The 16,370-nt window shown below is 71.6% G+C and carries 14 protein-coding genes and 1 pseudogene; 4 read left to right on the forward strand and 11 right to left on the reverse strand.

The window, feature by feature from the left end; all coding sequences use genetic code 11:
- Nucleotides 1-603: 603 nt before the first annotated feature.
- The 6 genes from ACFYWS_RS26605 to ACFYWS_RS26630 all read right to left on the reverse strand — a co-directional run bounded on the left by ACFYWS_RS26605 (nucleotide 604) and on the right by ACFYWS_RS26630 (nucleotide 9,135).
- Nucleotides 604-1,320, reverse strand: a complete 717-nt coding sequence (locus ACFYWS_RS26605; RefSeq protein ID WP_389280636.1) for a TetR/AcrR family transcriptional regulator — start codon at nucleotides 1,318-1,320, stop codon at nucleotides 604-606.
- 68 nt (nucleotides 1,321-1,388) lie between these two features.
- On the reverse strand, nucleotides 1,389-2,468 hold the full coding sequence (locus tag ACFYWS_RS26610) for a PDR/VanB family oxidoreductase (protein ID WP_389280637.1): 1,080 nt from the start codon (nucleotides 2,466-2,468) through the stop codon (nucleotides 1,389-1,391).
- Nucleotides 2,465-3,346, reverse strand: a complete 882-nt coding sequence (locus ACFYWS_RS26615) for a metal-dependent hydrolase (protein WP_389280638.1) — start codon at nucleotides 3,344-3,346, stop codon at nucleotides 2,465-2,467. Before ACFYWS_RS26615 ends, ACFYWS_RS26610 begins: the two co-directional genes overlap by 4 nt.
- A 91-nt stretch (nucleotides 3,347-3,437) precedes the next feature.
- Nucleotides 3,438-5,357 (reverse strand): hypothetical protein, encoded by a 1,920-nt coding sequence (locus ACFYWS_RS26620; protein WP_389280639.1) that lies wholly within the window; start codon nucleotides 5,355-5,357, stop codon nucleotides 3,438-3,440.
- Nucleotides 5,358-5,436: 79 nt separating this feature from the next.
- Nucleotides 5,437-5,961 (reverse strand): tetratricopeptide repeat protein, encoded by a 525-nt coding sequence (locus ACFYWS_RS26625; RefSeq protein WP_389281049.1) that lies wholly within the window; start codon nucleotides 5,959-5,961, stop codon nucleotides 5,437-5,439.
- A 36-nt stretch (nucleotides 5,962-5,997) separates the two neighbouring features.
- Nucleotides 5,998-9,135 (reverse strand): alpha-N-acetylglucosaminidase, encoded by a 3,138-nt coding sequence (locus ACFYWS_RS26630; RefSeq protein WP_389280640.1) that lies wholly within the window; start codon nucleotides 9,133-9,135, stop codon nucleotides 5,998-6,000.
- A 72-nt stretch (nucleotides 9,136-9,207) separates the two neighbouring features.
- Between ACFYWS_RS26630 and ACFYWS_RS26635 the strand changes: the two genes are divergently transcribed.
- Nucleotides 9,208-9,675 (forward strand): hypothetical protein, encoded by a 468-nt coding sequence (locus ACFYWS_RS26635; RefSeq protein ID WP_389280641.1) that lies wholly within the window; start codon nucleotides 9,208-9,210, stop codon nucleotides 9,673-9,675.
- A 34-nt stretch (nucleotides 9,676-9,709) separates the two neighbouring features.
- Here ACFYWS_RS26635 and ACFYWS_RS26640 read toward each other — a convergent pair whose 3' ends face one another.
- The 4 genes and pseudogenes from ACFYWS_RS26640 to ACFYWS_RS26655 form a co-directional block, all read right to left on the reverse strand.
- Nucleotides 9,710-11,221: a DUF1996 domain-containing protein gene (locus tag ACFYWS_RS26640; RefSeq protein ID WP_389280642.1), complete on the reverse strand. Its 1,512-nt coding sequence runs from the start codon at nucleotides 11,219-11,221 to the stop codon at nucleotides 9,710-9,712.
- Nucleotides 11,222-11,276: 55 nt separating this feature from the next.
- Nucleotides 11,277-11,570, reverse strand: a pseudogene (locus ACFYWS_RS26645) (winged helix-turn-helix domain-containing protein); the annotation flags it as partial.
- A 343-nt stretch (nucleotides 11,571-11,913) separates the two neighbouring features.
- Entirely contained in the window at nucleotides 11,914-12,945 is a 1,032-nt protein-coding gene (glnII, locus tag ACFYWS_RS26650; protein ID WP_389280643.1) for a glutamine synthetase, read from the reverse strand.
- Nucleotides 12,946-13,036: 91 nt separating this feature from the next.
- The gene (locus tag ACFYWS_RS26655) at nucleotides 13,037-13,393 is read right to left on the reverse strand and encodes an arsenate reductase family protein (protein WP_389280644.1); all 357 of its coding nucleotides are present in this window, start codon (nucleotides 13,391-13,393) and stop codon (nucleotides 13,037-13,039) included.
- A gap of 137 nt (nucleotides 13,394-13,530) precedes the next feature.
- Between ACFYWS_RS26655 and ACFYWS_RS26660 the strand changes: the two genes are divergently transcribed.
- Nucleotides 13,531-13,812 (forward strand): hypothetical protein, encoded by a 282-nt coding sequence (locus ACFYWS_RS26660; protein WP_389280645.1) that lies wholly within the window; start codon nucleotides 13,531-13,533, stop codon nucleotides 13,810-13,812.
- Nucleotides 13,813-13,875: 63 nt separating this feature from the next.
- Here ACFYWS_RS26660 and ACFYWS_RS26665 read toward each other — a convergent pair whose 3' ends face one another.
- Nucleotides 13,876-15,096 carry a winged helix DNA-binding domain-containing protein gene (locus ACFYWS_RS26665; RefSeq protein ID WP_389280646.1) on the reverse strand — a complete coding sequence of 407 codons (1,221 nt, stop codon included), beginning with the start codon at nucleotides 15,094-15,096 and terminating at the stop codon, nucleotides 13,876-13,878.
- Between the two features lie 129 nt (nucleotides 15,097-15,225).
- On the opposite strand from ACFYWS_RS26665, the gene ACFYWS_RS26670 reads away from it, so the two are divergent.
- Both ACFYWS_RS26670 and ACFYWS_RS26675 read left to right on the forward strand, forming a co-directional pair.
- Complete coding sequence (locus ACFYWS_RS26670; protein WP_389280647.1) at nucleotides 15,226-15,702, forward strand: hypothetical protein; 477 nt, start codon at nucleotides 15,226-15,228, stop codon at nucleotides 15,700-15,702.
- A gap of 57 nt (nucleotides 15,703-15,759) precedes the next feature.
- Nucleotides 15,760-16,368: a chemotaxis protein CheB gene (locus tag ACFYWS_RS26675; protein ID WP_389280648.1), complete on the forward strand. Its 609-nt coding sequence runs from the start codon at nucleotides 15,760-15,762 to the stop codon at nucleotides 16,366-16,368.
- Nucleotides 16,369-16,370: the final 2 nt, after the last annotated feature.

A 16,370-nucleotide genomic window follows, 5' to 3' on the forward strand; every position in this document is an offset into this window, starting at 1 on the left:
GGGCTTTGCCCCGGACCTCGCGTCTCAAGTGCTGGCGGGGCTTGGAAGGTCGGCCTCTGTGCCTTGCTTGTCGTGCGGGCTGGAAGGATCGGGGCTTTGCCCCGGACCTCGCGTCTCAAGTGCTGGCGGGGCTTGGAAGGTCGGCCTCTGTGCCTTGCTTGTCGTGCGGGCTGGAAGGATCGGGGCTCTGCCCCGGACCCCGCGCCTCAATCGCCGGCGGGGCTGGAAGAGAAGATCGGACCCTGCGCCTCGCTCGTCGGCGGGGCTGGAAAGGCGGGGCTCCGCCCCGGGCCCCGCTGGCTCTCGTCCAAGAGCGGGGCTTGATGTGCCCGCCTGCCCGTAGGGGCGTGAAATGCCCGCCCGTCCGCAGGCGTTTGATGTGCCCGCCCACCCGCAGGGGCTAGATGTGCCCACCCACCCGCAGGGGATTGGTGTGGCCCGCCTGCCCGTAGGCAGCCGTTCGCCGCCGGCTATCTCCCACCACCCGCCCCCTCCGGGGGCGTCGGCCTCGCGGGGGGACGCAGTCGCCTTGGGCAATCTGCCGCCTTGGGCGGCAGGGTGGGCAAGGCGGCGCCCCGGTGCGGCGGGTCCGTGAATGGGGGCTCAGCCCGCTGCGGCGGGGACGCCGGGGGGCGGAGCCAGTGCTGCGAGGCGGGTGATCAGGGTCGCGAAGGGGCCGTCCGCCGGTTCGTCCGTGAGGAGGTGGCGAAGGAGGGCCGCCGTCTCCTCGTCGTACGCCGCGCTCACCGCGGCGAGCGCCGCGAAGTCGTGGACGAGCTGGAGCTGGAGCTCCGCCCGGGGGATACGACGCCCGTCCAACCAGATCAACGCCGTCGACTCGGCGAGCGAGATCCAGGTGCGGACGACGAGTTCGAGTCGGGCGGAGGGCGCCGCCACCCCCAGATGCGCGAGGATCTGGACGTACGCCGCCTGCCGGACGGAGTCGATCAACGCGTTCGTCGCCGACGAGCCCACCGCCGGGCCACCCCGCATCAGCGCCGAGAAACCCGGCCCGTGCTCGTCCACGAAGTCGAAGAACCGGCCCATCACCCGCAGCAGCCGCGCCCCGAGCGGCCCCTCCTGCGGCTCCTCGAACCGCCCCGCCAGATCCTGCGCCGCCCGCCTCAACGCGGCCTCGTACAGGCTGAGTTTGCCCGGGAAGTAGTGGTAGACCAGCGGCCGCGAGATGCCCGCGGCGGCCGCTATCTCGTCGATGGAGACCTCGTCGGGGGATCGGTGGCTGAACAGGTCGAGCGCGACCCCGATCAACTGCCGCCGCCGCTCCTCGACTCCCATCCTGCGCCGCACCCCGGTAGTCATGCCGAACACTCTACCGAGCGAATCCGGCCTGCCAACCGGCCCCCGCGCGCCGCCCCCGCACGGCTTGGCTAAAGGTCGAGAACCAGACGCCCGCCCCGGGCCCGCGAAACACAGATCAGCATCGACTCGGCGCGCTCCGCATCCGTGAGCAACTCGTCGCGATGCTCGATCTCCCCTTCCAGGACGCGCTGTTGGCACGTTCCGCAGAACCCCTGCTCGCAGGAGTACGCGATCGAGGGCACCTCGGAACGCACCGCCGCGAGCACCGTCGTGTCGGCGGGTACGTCCACGATCCTGCCGCTGCGTCGCAGCTCGACCTCGAACGGGCCGTTGCCCTCCGCCGAATTGCGTGGCGTGAACCGTTCGCTGTGCAGAGTGCAGTGCTCGGGCAGAACCGCCTCCACGGCCGCCAGCAGACCCTCGGGCCCGCAGCAGTACACGGCCGTACCGGGCACGGTGTCCGCGAGCGCGGCGGCGAGGTCGGGCCGTCCGTCCTCGTCCTCCGCCACGACCGTGACACGGCCCGCGGCCCCGCCGCCCAGCTTCTCCACGTCCTCCACGAACGGCATCGAGGCCCGCGACCTGCCCCCGTACAGCAGCTTCCAGTCGGCGCCCCGCGCCGCGGCCTCCCGCAGCATGGGCAAGATCGGTGTCACACCGATGCCGCCCGCGACGAACACGTACGCGGGCGCCTCCCCGTCGAGCGGGAAGCGGTTGCGCGGCCCGCGCACCTCGACCTCCATGCCCTCCCGCACCTGCTCGTGCACCTCGCGCGACCCGCCGCGCCCGCCCTCTTCCGCCGGGATGAGCCGCGTGGCGACGGTGTACGACGACGTGTCCTCGGGGTCGCCGCACAGCGAGTACTGCCGTATGAGCCCCGAGGGGAGTACGAGATCGAGGTGGGCGCCCGGCCGCCAGGCAGGCAAGTCGCGCCCCTCCAGGCGGAGTTGCACCACCCCATCGGCGGTCTGCTCGTGCCGCGTGACGAGCAGGTTCAGCGCGCGGGCCCGCGGCCGCCCCGACGTCGGCTCCTCCAGCGCGGGCAGCGGCCACAGGGGCGAGCCCTGCACACGCCGCCGCATCGCGCGCCGCACGACGTACGCGGCGCCGGCGACGACCACGGCCTTGCGCAGCGTACGGACGTTCATCGGGCGGCTCCCGTACGGGCTTCGGCGGCGATGGCCGCGGGTGACGAGGCGAGATAGGCGACGGCCTGCTCGGTGTCGCCCTCCTGGTCGGGGTGGTAACTCCGGCTCAGATAGCGGGGGATGGACCGCGCCATGGCTCCGGACGTCGGCAGCACGCCCCGCTTGCCGCTCCGGTAGAAGTCCTTCCAGGTGGCCTTGCCGTCGAGCAGCGTCGGGTCGTTCTCCATGAAGAACCGCGCGCCGCGCTGCCAGAAGAAGACGAGCGCGGTGAAGGCGGTGGCCCAGGTGCGCACCCGGCGCCGGTAGCTGCCGTCGAGGTGCTCGAACAACTCGAAGGCCACCGCCCGGTGCTCGACCTCCTCCGCGCCGTGCCAGCGCAGCAGGTCCAGCATCGTCGGGTCGGCGCCGCGCCGGTCCAGTTCCTCGGCGTTCAGCACCCAGTTGCCGAGGAACGCCGTGTAGTGCTCGATCGCCGCGATCAGCGCGACCCGCTCCATCAGCCACCACTGCCGCGCCTTGCCCGGCGGCAGTGTCTTGTCGCCCAGCAACTTCTCGAAGAACCAGTCGAGTTGGGCGGTGTACGGCGTCGGGTCCAGGCCCTGCTCCCGCAGATGCGGCAACACCTCGTCGTGCGCCTGCGAGTGCATGGCCTCCTGGCCGATGAACCCGATCACGTCCTCGCGCAGCCGCTCGTCCGTGATGTACGGCAGCACCTGCTTGTAGACGTGCACGAACCAGCGTTCGCCTGCCGGCAGCAGCAGGTGCAGGACGTTGATGGTGTGCGTGCTGAACGGGTCGTCCGGCAACCAGTGCAGGGGTGTCCTGTCCCAGGCGAAGGACACCTGGCGTGCCTTCAACGGGACGCGCGTATTAGACATGGCGTCAATGTACTGACGGGTAGGCAAACAGAACACCCCCCGTGCACCACTTTTGCCTTCCAAGTCCCGGGGCGGAGCCCCGCGACCGGGCTCACTTCAGGGGCCGAATCTTGGCGCCCTGGGCCGTCCGACCGGACAGCGAAACCTCCGCGTCCCGCGCAACCCGAACCGCCAGCACATTCCCCTCAGCCGACCGCCCAGAGGCGGTCACCGAATTCACCCCCTCGCTGCCCGCGGCAACCAGGTACCACGCCCCCTCCCGCGACTTCCACCGCACACCCGCCAACACCTGCGGCCGACGCGAGCCACACGCCGGTGACGACTGCGACTTCGCCGCGACGACCGCCGCATCCGCCCCCGGCGCCCGGAACAGCGCGAGGGACCGCGGCCCGTCACCCCGCCACGTGTCGGCCCGCGTGCACCACCACTCCGCCGTCCCGTTCGCCTCGGGCAGCGACTGGCGGGCGTACGCCCAGGAGTTGACGGAGCGCACCCCGTGCGAGCGCGCCGCCGTGAGCGAGCACGCGGTCGTCGCCCAGTCCGCGGGCCGCGCCTCGCGGGGCGCGGCGGGGCTGCCGGACGTGAGGTGCGCGGGAACGAGCTCGCCGAGGTCGGTGGTGAGCCGGGTGCCGGTCGAGTCGGTCAGCGCGAGCGCGTTCCAGGACGTGCAGGTCGTCGCGAGCGCCGGGCTCGGGAACGGCGCCGTCACTCCGTCCTTCGTACGCGACAGCGCCCGCGCCCCCGCCGACGGCTTCAGGAGGTCGCGGGTGGCCGCCTTGGCCACCCAAGGGGCTGTCAGATAGCGGACGTTGCCGTCGGCCCGGTCCATCACCACGGCGCTCGACTGCGCGTCCGCCGCACCGTCGACCCGCGCGAAGTCGAGCGCGGCGCCGCTCGTGCCGCTCCTCGGCTCGGCGTAGCGCACGATGCGCAACCCGTCGTAGAGCAGCACGACGCGGGCCTGGTCGAGCTCGCCCGCGTACAGCAGCTGCGGCGGTCCGGGCGGCGCGCCCGCCGGGGTGCCCGGTGTCGCCGAGACCTTCACGGAGCCGCCGGGCCGCGCCCACACGGCGAGCGCCCTCCGCAGCAGATCCTTGTCCCCGGTGAGCGAGCCGCGCGCGGGCCACACCGAGAAGTCGGTGCGGGCCGACGTCTTCCACGTGTCCGGCGCGACCTTCCGCAGCTCGGCCGGATTCAGGGCGGCCTGGCCCGCCGGGTTCTTCGCGTACGGCGGGGCCGCCGCGCCGTCCGGCGCCCAGCCCTCGCCCGGAAGACCGAGCAGCGCGCCGCACACGAGGGTCGCCGCGACCGCCGCGATCGCCGCCTTCAGGTGCTGGCGGCGGCGCATCAGGTCGGTGGGCCGCGCGTGCAGGGAGCACGGGTCGAACTCGGGGGACTCCAAGAGCTCCGTGCAGGACCCGGCGTCGGCCGCCAGGCCGCGCGCCTCGGCGAGGGCCGCGGCCGCGTCCTCCTGCGTGCAGCCCGCATCGGTGAGGACCGCGCGGACGGCGGCGTCGTCGAGGCGCTCCAGGCCGCGCAGCACGTACGCGGCGCGCGCCGGTCCGCTCAGCGCGGAAAGCTGCTGGTCCAGGGTGAGTTCATCGGCGCCGCCCGACTTCGGGAACAGCCGAAGACCCCACACCTGCGGCAGCAGCGGCGGCAGCTGCGCCCGCTTGGGCCAGGCCGCGCGCCGCAGCGGAAGCCCCGCCTCCAGGGCGCTGCGCAGCACCTTCAGGCGTACGTAGGCGAAGCCCGGGTCGCCGGTGCGGCCCGCCGAGTCGCGCTGGGCCGGGACCGGCGCGGGCGCGTCCGCGGTGCGGCCGCGGGGGAGCGCCCGCTGGACCACCGAGTGGGCGGTCAGCACACGGCGGTTGCGGCCGAGGCCCGGCGGTAGCACGAGATAGGCGAGCCGGACCAGTCGTGGATAGTGCTCGACCAGGGCGGCCTCGGCCTGCTCGACGTCGATGACGGCGGCCGGCGCTGCGGACGGGGGCGTGGATTGCTGCTGCACCTTTGACTGCACGTTCAGCTGAACGAGCGAATCGTGGGATGGTCACAGCCGTCACTCTCCGCACGGGCCCCGCACGGGCCTATTCGGACACGGCCAGCGCCTTCGCGTAATTGGCCATGGACCGCTGGTATCGGGGCAGATGGGGCGCCAGCGCGCCGAGCACCAGGGCGAGCCCCTCCCTGTCACGGCCGAGACTCGACAGGCAGAGGGCCAGGCAGGCCCGCACCGCGTCGTCCAACTCGTCGCCAGGAGCGGTCAATTCCGGTTCGAGCAGCGCGACGCCCTCCTCCGGGCGCCCCATGTTCCGCAGTGAGCTGGCCAGTTGAATCTTCGTACGACGGGCCCGGTAGCCGCTCAGGCCGAGCCGCAGCGCCTCCCGGTACAGCGGGGCCGCCTTGTCGGAGTGGCCGGTCGAGTCGAAGGCGCAGGCACGCTCGAACGGGGCGACGGGGCTGTCGGCGGGCAGCTCCGCCGCGAGTCCGTCGATGAGCGCGCGGAAGGCGCCCGCGTCGGCCTCGGCATAGTCGTCGATGGTCGCCCACGCGGCCGCGGTCCGCTCTTCCCAGTCACTGCTCTCGGTGCTCACCGGGGCACTCTCACACAGCGGCGCCCCGGTGTCACCGGAGTTGCGGGTACCGGATCAGCTCAGCTTCCACCCGCTGAACTCCACCGTGCCCCGCGTCCCGTTCCCGCCGTTCGTCGCGCTCATGAACAGGCCCACGCCCTGCGCGGAGGCGAGCCTCGGCGACGGCACGGTCGCGACGGTCCGCCACGTCGCGCCGTCGTCCGTCGAGCACTCCCCGGTGTACGAGTCGCCGGCCCGGGACAGCCGCAGCAGCACCGGCGCCTTGATCCCGGTGATCCGCTTGTACGTGTCGAGGGTGCCGTCCCCGTTGCTGTCGTAGGAGAGGACGACGCCGTTGGCGGGCGTGACCGACAGGTTCGCGAAGCCCGCGGACCCCGAGCCGCCGATGGAGTTGCTCACCATGATCCCGGCGCGCGCCCACGGGCCCGTCACCGCCTGCGCGTCCACCCGCACCACCGCCACCGAACCGTCCCGGAACGCGTTCGCGCGGTACATCGCGCCGAACTCCGTGGTGCCCTTCCACAGGTCCGCGCCGCCGCCGTCGATCGCGAACCGCTCGTCGAGCTGCCCGAAGACCGCCCCGTTGTTGCTGTACGTCCGCCAGACGTCGGCCAACGGCCCGGCCTCGAACAGCGTGCCCCTGTGGACGTAGGTGACCCGCCGCTCGCCGGCCGGACCGTACTGGACGTCGATCGTGTACGGCAGTGGGCGCAGCGGCTTGTCGAGCGGGGTGCCGGGCGCGCTCGCCTGCCAGGCCACCGTGCCTTCCCCGGCCGCCTGCACGCGCGGCAGTGATGTGGCGCCCTCCGGCTCGGCGGTGATCCCCTTGAGTTCGAAGTCGACACGGCCCGTCGCGCGCAGCCCGTTGACATTGCGGAACGTGGCCGTCACGCGCGCGTGCCCGCCCGGCGGGAAGGCGGGCGGCTCGGCGGTGACCGCCACCGAGCCCTGGTACGGGGCGCGCGCGAGGACGTCGCGGACCTTCGAGGCCGTCCGGTACGGGTCGCCGTACGCCCGCAGCGGGTAGTCCTTGCGCTCACGCGTCCAGGGCTCCTCGAACGCGAACCAGTCGACCTTCGCGGGCTCCCGGCCCGCGGCCAGCGCGTCGGACAGCTCGTCGAGCCACTTCTGCCAGCGCGGCAGGTAGAAGTCGGCGATCAGGCCGTGCCAGTCACGGTTGCCGTACTCGTGGAGGTTGCCCGGATCGGACGTGGCCCGGTCGCCCCACACCGTGATCAGCGCCTTCGCGCAGCGCTCGAACTCGGCGCGCTCGGCGTCGCTCGTGGCGAGGTTGCGGGCGTCCCGGATCCACGGGCCGAGCAGGAACGCCCCGTGGGTGCCCGTCACGTCGTCCGAGAGCCGCATCAGCTTCAGCCACAGCGTCGACAGCGCCTTGAAAGCGGCCCGGTCCTTGTCGGCGTAGGCCGACTTCAGCTGCGGCAGGAGCTGGCGGCTGCGGTGCGCGAGGGCCTGGCGCGCCACGTCCACGAGGTCGTACTTGTAGGCCGCGCTGCCCCTCGACTTCCCGTCGACGCCCAGGAGTCCGGCGAGCGCCGCGTCGAAGCGGCCGGGGTCGTAGGAGAGGGCGCGCGGCCCGTAGTAGGCGGCGCGGTCGGCGGACAGGTCGGGGCGGGCCGCGAAGAGCGAGTCGTGCGGGTCCGAGCGCTCGGCCGCCTTGTGCTGGTACGCCGTCTCGTGCAGCGCCTGCCAGGCGGCGCGGGCGTCCTTGTCGCGGCGCCCGTAGCGGAAGTCGGCGTACGAGGCGAACCAGGCCGCCCGGTCCACCTTCGTGTCCATCCACGCGAGTTCGGACCACAGCTCGAACGCCGCCGGGTCCCGGTCGGTGGCCTCCGGCATGTACGCCGTACCGGCCAGCGCGCTGTCCGGCTTGTCGCGCCAGGCGAAGAACTTCTGCTCCCAGATGTGCGCGCGGGCCCCGATCGTCGTCCGCCCGCCGAAGTTGGGGATGGTCCCGAACGCGTACGGGGTGCCGCCCCAGTCCTTCTCGCGGTCCGTGACGGAGGTGAACCGGTCGGACACCCCGTCCACGATCAGCATCTTCTTCTTGTCGATCGCGTCGATCAGCTCGGGCAGCGGGTTCGCCTCCCAGCCGAGGATGACCCACGTCGCCCCAGGACGGTTCTTCTGGAGCGCCGCCTCCACGCCGCGCGCCGCGGCCGGGACCGGCACGTCACCGGCCGTGCCGCCCTCGTGCAGCAGGTCCATCTTGAAGGCGCCGATCTCGCCGAACAGGTCCTTCTGGTGCTTGTAGAACGACTCGGCCACCCGCGCGAAGGCCGTGGTGCGCGGGTCGAGCCAGTCGGGGCGCTCGAAGCCGTGCCACACGCCCTGCGGCACGACGTGCGCGTCCCCGCCGGCCCGCTCCACGAACTCCTTCGGCACGTGCCCGTAGTAGCCGGGCATGACGGGTCTCATGCCGAGCGCACGCAGCCGGTCGACGATTCTTCTCCCCAACTCGGCGCGCCGCCCGATCAGTTCGGGCGACAGCGGCCCTCCGTACGAGGAGAGGTTCTGCAGGAGCCACCACGGCTGGTGGGACGGGGCGGGCAGCCAGGACCGCGCCTCCTCGTCGCTGTAGCCGAAGTCCTTCAGTACGCGGTGGTAGACGGCCTCCATGCCCGCGATGACCAGCACCTCGTTGCAGCCGTGCAGCGCCAGGATGTCGATCTCGCGCTCCCAGTACGACCAGTCGGCGAAGGGCGCCGTATAGCCGTCGTTGGTGTCGTTGAGCGCGAAGCGGTGGGGGAGCGGGGTGCTGCGCTCCAGCGTTTTCGAGGGGGCCGGGAGGCGGTCCGGCAGGTCCAGCTGGGAGCCGTTCCAGGCGATGTGCGCCCCGCACTCGTACTTCAGGAAACAGTGGACCCCGGCGAGCAGCGTCGCCGGGGTCGTCCCGTACACCGTGATGCGGCCCTGCGTCCCGGTCACCCGGAAACGGTCCTCCGTGCCGCTCGCGGTCAGCAGTCTGAGTCTGAACTGGTCCGCGTGATGCGGCAGTTGACGGTTGAGTGCCGCGCGGGCCTCAGCCGTATCAAGAACGGGCACCTCCCTCGCGCCGATCGACCGCGGAGCTGCCTGAGCCGCCTGAGCGGCCGGGGCGCCGGCCCCCAGGGCCGTGCCGAGGCCGACGGCGGCCGTCGTGCCGAGAACAGTGCGTCGCGATGGTGCGGACATACGTGTACCCCCCTTGCGTCGCGGTTGGTGCGGCGCACGGTAGCAACGGAACGTACGGGACAGGAGAGCGCAATGAGGAAAATACTGGTGGCGGCGGCCGTGCTGCTCGCGGCCCCGGCCGCGACCGGATGCGGCTCGGGCGGCTCCGGCGGGGCCCCGGAGGACGACACGCCGAAGATCCCCCGTACGGCCTCCGGAAGCCTGGAACACCTCGCTGAGGAGGCGGGCTGCCGCCCCGACATCCAGACCGACGCCGCCGAGATCCGGCAGGCCAACTGCGGTGCGGGGAAGGGGCGTTACATCCTCGCCACCTTCAGCACCGACAAGGGCCAGGCCCAGTGGTTCGACGAGGCCAACGACTACGGCGGCGTCTACCTCGTCGGACCCAAGTGGATCGCGGTCGGCGGCGCCGCACAGCTCACGAAGCTGCGCGGCCGGCTCGGCGGGACCCTGGAGAAGCCCGCCTCGCACCACACGGGGAGCAGTGGTGGTGGGGGTCACGAGGCGGGGCGGCTCTCCGGGTACGAGGGTCGCCGCTGAGCCGGCCGCGCAGCGGCCGGGGTGGGGCGATCGCTCAGTCGCAGCGATCGCCCTTGTTGATGCAGTCCACGACCGTCCGCATGGTCTGGTCGTCGAAGACGTTGATGAAGTCGTCATGATCCGTGATCGGCTTGTGCAGCTGCTCGGGGAAGCCGTCCAACGCGAACGGGTTCTTCACCTGCCCGTCCTCGATCGTCGGCGTCTGCACGTCGTACACCAGGCGCATCTTCAGCTGCGGGATGGCCTTGAAATTCTGCGGGCAGTTGCCGGCCTGGTCGGCGAATGCCACGTGTGTGCGATGGTTGGCGCTGTCGATGTTCTGCCCGTCCCAGCAGCTCTGGAACGCGAAGCTGCGCACCACCTTCGAGCCGTCGGGGCACAGCGGGTACTTGTCCGTCAGCTGACGGTCCTCGAAGCCGGTGCAGCTCCAGTGCGCGTTCGCGTTCGCCGTGCCGTTGGTGAACGCCTTGGCGTCGCCGGTGATGATGCGCAGGAACCTCGGCATCGCGGTGACCTCGCCCTGCGGGCTCCCGACGAACTTGATGCTCGCCTTCTGGGCCTGAAGGATCGTGCCGACGTTGCCTTCCTTGCCGCCGCCGTCCTTGTCGGCGTCGAAGTCCTCCGAGCCGTCCTGCACGCGCAGCACCGGCCAGTAGTACGTCGACTTGTCGCCCTGGTTCTGGCAGCTGGTGTCGGCGTTCGCCAGGTCGTCGTTGCTGGAGAAGGCGTCGTTGTCCTGGTTGCCCACGTAGTCGTGCAGGTGGTGCGCGCCGTTGGACACGCCGGGCGCCGCGATGAGGTTGTCGGTGTTGAACTTCTTGTTGTCGTTCACTCCGCAGCGGGTGGTGAAGCTGCCGGTCGAGGCGTTGTCGCCGTTCTGGGGCTTCTGGACGTTCGGCTGGACCTTGGTGATGTCGGCGAAGTCGGCGGCGACGGGCCCGTTGCCCGCCTGCCCGCCGTTGCCCTGCTGCTGGTCGCCGTCGCCGTCGCCGCCGCCGTCGCCGCCGTCGCCCTGGTCCGAGCCGTCGCCCTGCCCGTCCGGTGGCTGCTGTTCGCCCTCCTTCGGCTGGGCCGTGCACTCGGCCATGTCGTTCATGCCGCCCGGGGCCTGTCCGCCGCGGCGCTCCATCTCCAGGCGGATGCGCTCAAGGACGGCGCCGCGTTTCTTCTTCAGCGGATCCATGATGCTGTTCCGCACGAACTGCGGGTCCCGGGCTGCCGCATCCCGCGTCGAGGCGAGCCGCTGGTAGGCCTGTGTGATCTGGGTGTCCAGGGTGGCGAGTTCACCGTCGACCTCGTCGCGGGCGCCGCCCGGTACGTCGGACAGCTGTGTGCCGACGTCCGGACAGTCGATGGTGGCCACTTGTTGCGTCTGCTGTGTCTGTTGCGTCCCGCTGCCCGCGTCCTGCCCGCCGGCGGAGTCCTCGTGGGCCGACGCGTATACGTTGACCGCGACCAGCCCACCTCCGCCCAGGAGCAGTGCGGCCGACGCGATGGTCATGCGCGTCGCCAGCGATGAGCGCCGTTTCCGTGAGGTGCGTCCCATGGGACTACGTACGCAACGGGGGCCGACCCTGTTCAATCGGCCCCCGGAATTCACCTCAACTGCCGGTGGGTGGCGTGTACTTGTAGCCGACGCGGCGCACCGTACGGATGGTGTCCCGGTACTCGGCGCCCAGCTTCCGCCGCAGGCGGGCGACATGGACGTCGACGGTGCGGCCGTCGCCCACATGCCCGTATCCCCACACGGTGTGGACGAGGGTGTCGCGGGTGTGCACGCGGTGCGGGTGCCCGACGAGATGGGCGAGCAGCTCGAACTCCAGGTAGGTGAGGTCGAGTTGGCGGCCCGCGACGTGCACCGTGCGGCAGGCGGTGTCGACGGAGATGAGCGGGTCGGTCAGCAGGGCAGGAGCCATGGGGATTCAACTCTTTCGCGCGAGGAGACGTCGGGGAGAAGGACGTACGTCGTGCGCGCGGACCGAAGGCCGTGATGGTCGTGCCAACGGCTTTAGAGGGCCCGCGCGTTCCTCACGCTGCGACACACACGGTCGAAATCGTGGTGCTGTCGGGACGGCCAGAACGGCTCGAGGTCGTGGGAGCGACCCCACGAGCTGCTGTTCCGACAGAGACTGGCCATGCCTCTCATTGAAACAGATGAGTCACGCGGACGAGAGGGCGCCCACACAATGTGGACACCCTCCCGAAGCGGATGGCCGGATCAGGACCCGGCCGGCGCCCTCAGACCTGGCCGGCCTTCTCCAGGGCGGCGCAGCAGGTGTCGACGAGCAGTCGCGTCACGACGTACGGGTCGACGTTGGCGTTCGGACGGCGGTCCTCGATGTAGCCCTTGCGGTCCCGCTCGACCTGCCAGGGGATGCGGACCGAGGCGCCGCGGTCGGAGACGCCGTACTTGTACTCGTCCCACGGGGCGGTCTCGTGCAGACCGGTGAGGCGGTCGTCGATGCCGGCGCCGTAGTTCTTCACGTGGTCGAGCGGCTTGGAGCCCTCGCCGAGCGACTCGCACGCGGTGATGATCGCGTCGTAGCCCTCGCGCATCGCCTTCGTGGAGAAGTTGGTGTGCGCGCCCGCGCCGTTCCAGTCGCCCTTGACCGGCTTCGGGTCGAGGGTCGCGGAGACGTTGAAGTCCTCGGCGGTGCGGTAGAGCAGCCAGCGGGCGATCCACAGCTGGTCGGAGACCTCCAGCGGAGCCACGGGGCCGACCTGGAACTCCCACTGCCCCGGCATGACCTCGGCGTTGATGCCGGAGATGGCGAGACCGGCGGTCAGGCAGTGCTCAAGGTGCTTCTCGACGATGTCACGGCCGAAGATCTCGTCCGCGCCGACGCCGCAGTAGTAGCCGCCCTGCGCGGCGGGGAAGCCGCCGACCGGGAAGCCGAGCGGGCGCTCGCCCTCGAAGAAGGTGTACTCCTGCTCGATGCCGAAGATCGGCTCCTGGGAGCCGAACCGCTCCTCGACCTCGGCGAGCGCGGCACGCGTGTTGGAGTAGTGCGGCGTCATGTCGATGTTCAGGACCTCGCACATGACGAGGATGTCGTCGCCGCCGCGGATCGGGTCCGGGTACTGGGCGACAGGGCGCAGCGCGAGGTCGGAGGCGTGCCCCTCGGCCTGGTTGGTGGAGGACCCGTCGAAGCCCCAGACGGGAAGCGTCTCCAGGCCCTGCGGGGAGCCCGCGATTATCTTCGTCTTCGAACGGAGCTTGGCCGTCGGCTGGGTGCCGTCGATCCAGATGTACTCAGCCTTGAAGGTCACGGGGGCCACATCCTCATTCACGCGGGTCTCGAACTTCCGGGAGCGTGTCACCAGGGGGTTTCCCGGCCGTTGCCCGTTTGTGAACCCCGTGTTACCTGAGTGCCTCGCGTACCGACTCCTCGCTGCGGCCCACGACCGCCGTGCCGTCGTCGGCCGTGATGATCGGGCGCTGGATCAGCTTCGGGTGGGCGGAGAGCGCCTCGATCCACTGCTCGCGGCTGTCCGCGTCGCGCGCCCAGTCCTTCAGGCCGAGCGCCTTCGCGTCGGCCTCCTGGGTGCGGGTGATGTCCCACGGTTCGAGGCCGAGCCGGCCGAGCACGGCGCGGATCTCGTCGGGGGAGGGCACGTCCTCCAGGTAGCGGCGCACCGTGTAGTCGGCGCCCTCCGCGTCGAGCAGGCTGAGCGCGCTGCGGCACTTCGAACAGGCCGGGTTGATCCAGATCTCCATGGGGGCAACGGTACGCGAGTGAAGCCGTGCGACGCCCTCAAGTCGCCTCTGGCCAGCGGCTTTTGTCAGTGCCCTGCCGTAGAATAGAAGCAGTGTTCGAGGGCTACGGGGGCTCTCGGACGACTCGCGACAGGAGGATGCCTGTGCCCGCTGCCGCCGCTCCGATGCTGATCGATCTGCCGTATACGCCACTCGCGAAGAGGCCGCTCCCCGCGGGGCGCCCGCGCGACTGGTACATCACCCACAACCGCCGCCTGAAGGCCATGCGCCTGGCGATAGCCCTGCTCGACTCCGGCGTCTACCTCCCCACCCAGGCCCACAACCACAAGATCCGCGCCACGGCCGACAAGGTCGGGATCCATCCGCCGTCCGACACGACGTGCCACATGGTGCGGGCGCTGATGCGGTATAGCCGATAACTCGTCGCTCCCGGCGTCCGGGGCGTTCCCTACGCCACGGGGCTCCGCCCCGGACCCCGCTGCTCAATCGCCGCAGGGGCTTGCTGTGCTCAACTCCTTCTCCAACGGCGTACGAAACCGCGGCGTGACCCGGGTCGCCCCCAACCACGCCCGGAGGCGATCCGCCTCCGCGGAAACCGCCCGCTCCGCATCGCGCCCACCCGAGGTGTCAAGCAACCGCCACACCACCTCGCCACCCGCCCCCTGCGACCAGCCGCCCACGATCCGCCCGCCCCACCACACCGTGGGCCCGATGTTCCCGCTCCCGTCGAAGAGCGCCGGGCGCAGCTCCGGCGGGCAGTACCAGTCACGCTCCTGCCAGCCCATCGACGTAGGGTCAAGGCCGGGAAGCAGCGCCGCCCACGGCTCCAAGTCGCCCTCCGGCGCGTCCACTTGGTCCGCCGACACGTACCCCGTGCCACCGCCGTCCAGCGACACCGCCACCGCCCCCACCGCGGCGAGCGCCCTGCGTACGTCCGTGACCTTCCAGCCCGTCCACCACTTGAGGTCCCCCTCCGTGGCGGGCCCGCACGCCCCCAGCCACAGCCCGAGCAGCTCCGCCTGCGCATCGGCGACCGGCAGCTCCGGATGCGGCGGCGCGACCGCCCACCGGAACCGCGTCGAGGTCCACGAGCCGAGCGGCCGGCCCCGTACGACCCGCCCCTCCACCCCGAGCACCCGCATGAGCCGCGACGACACCGTGTGCGCGGCCTCGTAACTCTTGCCCCTGCCGTACGTGAACTGCTCCCGCAACCGCGGCTCGTCCGCCACGAGTTCGGTCACCGTCGCCTCCCCGCGCCGCTCAAGGGCGGCCAGCGCCGACGCCTCCACCTCCGCCAGCCACTGAGGAGTGAGGCGCCCGTCGCTCCCGCCCACCATGTCCTTGAGCAGCCCCGCCCGCGCCTTCGCCGCCACCGCGAGCCCGGTCGACGCGTGCACCGTCGCCGCGAGCCCGGAAGGGAACGTGAACACCGTGTGCCGCATCCCGTGCATCCGCACCAGCGTCCGGTCCTCGTACAGCGCCCGCTCGACGTCCGCGACCGTCCCGGAGGCATCCGCGAGCCGCGCCCCCACCGCCAGGTACACGGTCGCCGGATCCGTGCCGTGCAGCGCCACGAGCGAACGCGCGACGTCCTCGGCGCGGCCGGCGCGTACCGAGGGGGCGAGGCGGTGCGCGCGGGCCAGCCGCACGCGTCGCTCGTCGTCGCCGATGTGCCGCACCGTCCCTGTGCTCTTCGTGGTCATGCGGCACATCCTGCCCGCAGCCCGGCCCCGCCGCGTAGGTCACCTGTTCGGCCTCCTTGGCATGCGTCCCGCCCCCGCCCACCGTTGACTGGGGCGACCAGCTGTGATGGTCGAGCGGAGGTGTCGGCAGTGGCGGACGTACGACGAGGTGCCCGAGGCGTACGAGCGGTGGGCGCGGCCCTGTGCGCGGCGGCCCTGACCGTGGCGGCGGCCGGCTGCTCCGAGGACGGCGACGGCCCCTCCGGCGCCGCGTCGAAGGCCGCGTCCAGGGCCTCGGACGTGGTGGCGTCGGCGACCGCGGAGGCGCAGAAGAAGTTCGACGACTTCAAGGACGGCGTCGACGCCAAGGGAGACGTGAAGCTCGGCGACGTGAACTCCGACGGCGATCGCAGCACGGTCCCGGTGACCGTCAGCAACGGCGCGTCGGACACCCAGTCGTACGTCGTCGAGGTCGACTTCAAGAACGGCGACGGCAAGCTGGTGGACACCGTCGTGCTCAAGGTGAACGACGTGAAGGGCGGTGGCTCCAAGGACGCCACCGCCCGCAGCACCCACTCTCTCGACGGTGACATCACCGCCGAGGTCTCCCGCGCCCTGCGCCATTGACCGCCGGCCGCCACGCACCCGTAGCCGCGGACCCGCCGGGCGCCTAGGGTCGATGCTGTGCCGTCACCGATCAGTGCCGACCGTCCGGACGACAGCTTCGGCGTCGTGGCCGTCGCCGCGTCCGCGGGCGGCCTCCATGCCCTTGTCACCGTCCTCGGCGGGCTCGAAGCCGACCTGCCCGTGCCCGTCCTCGTCGTCCAGCACCTGGACCCGCGCCACCGCACCGTCCTCGCCGACATCCTCGACCGCCGCGCCGTCCTGCACGTCAAACTCGCCGAAGAGGGCGAGCCGGCCCTGCCCGGCACCGTCTACATCGCGCCGCCCGACCGCCATCTCCTCGTGCGGCCGGACGGCAGCCTCGGCCTCTCCCAGAGCGAACTGGTCCACTTCCTGCGCCCCTCCGCCGACCTGCTCTTCGAGTCCGTCGCGGGCGCCTACGGACGCCGCGCCATCGCCGTCGTCCTGACCGGCACGGGCAGCGACGGGACCATGGGTGTCGACGCCGTGAAGTCCCGCGGCGGTACCGTGATCGCCCAGGATCCGCACACCGCGGAGTTCCGGGGCATGCCGGAGGCGGCGGTGGGTACGGGCACAGTGGACTTCGTGCTGCCGCTGAATGAAATCCCCACGGTGATCCGCGGACTGGTCGACACCAAGAAGCAGTAGGT

The organism is Streptomyces sp. NPDC002795 (assembly GCF_042888725.1).
Lineage (GTDB): Bacteria > Actinomycetota > Actinomycetes > Streptomycetales > Streptomycetaceae > Streptomyces.

Excerpts from the sequence above, each read along its gene's own strand:
- ACFYWS_RS26605 (WP_389280636.1), bottom strand. The coding sequence starts at position 1,320 with ATGACTACCGGGGTGCGGCGCAGGATGGGAGTCGAGGAGCGGCGGCGG.
- ACFYWS_RS26610 (WP_389280637.1), bottom strand. The coding sequence starts at position 2,468 with ATGAACGTCCGTACGCTGCGCAAGGCCGTGGTCGTCGCCGGCGCCGCG.
- ACFYWS_RS26615 (WP_389280638.1), bottom strand. The coding sequence starts at position 3,346 with ATGTCTAATACGCGCGTCCCGTTGAAGGCACGCCAGGTGTCCTTCGCC.
- ACFYWS_RS26630 (WP_389280640.1), bottom strand. The coding sequence starts at position 9,135 with ATGTCCGCACCATCGCGACGCACTGTTCTCGGCACGACGGCCGCCGTC.
- ACFYWS_RS26635 (WP_389280641.1), top strand. The coding sequence starts at position 9,208 with ATGAGGAAAATACTGGTGGCGGCGGCCGTGCTGCTCGCGGCCCCGGCC.
- ACFYWS_RS26640 (WP_389280642.1), bottom strand. The coding sequence starts at position 11,221 with ATGGGACGCACCTCACGGAAACGGCGCTCATCGCTGGCGACGCGCATG.
- ACFYWS_RS26655 (WP_389280644.1), bottom strand. The coding sequence starts at position 13,393 with ATGGAGATCTGGATCAACCCGGCCTGTTCGAAGTGCCGCAGCGCGCTC.
- ACFYWS_RS26660 (WP_389280645.1), top strand. The coding sequence starts at position 13,531 with ATGCCTGTGCCCGCTGCCGCCGCTCCGATGCTGATCGATCTGCCGTAT.
- ACFYWS_RS26665 (WP_389280646.1), bottom strand. The coding sequence starts at position 15,096 with ATGACCACGAAGAGCACAGGGACGGTGCGGCACATCGGCGACGACGAG.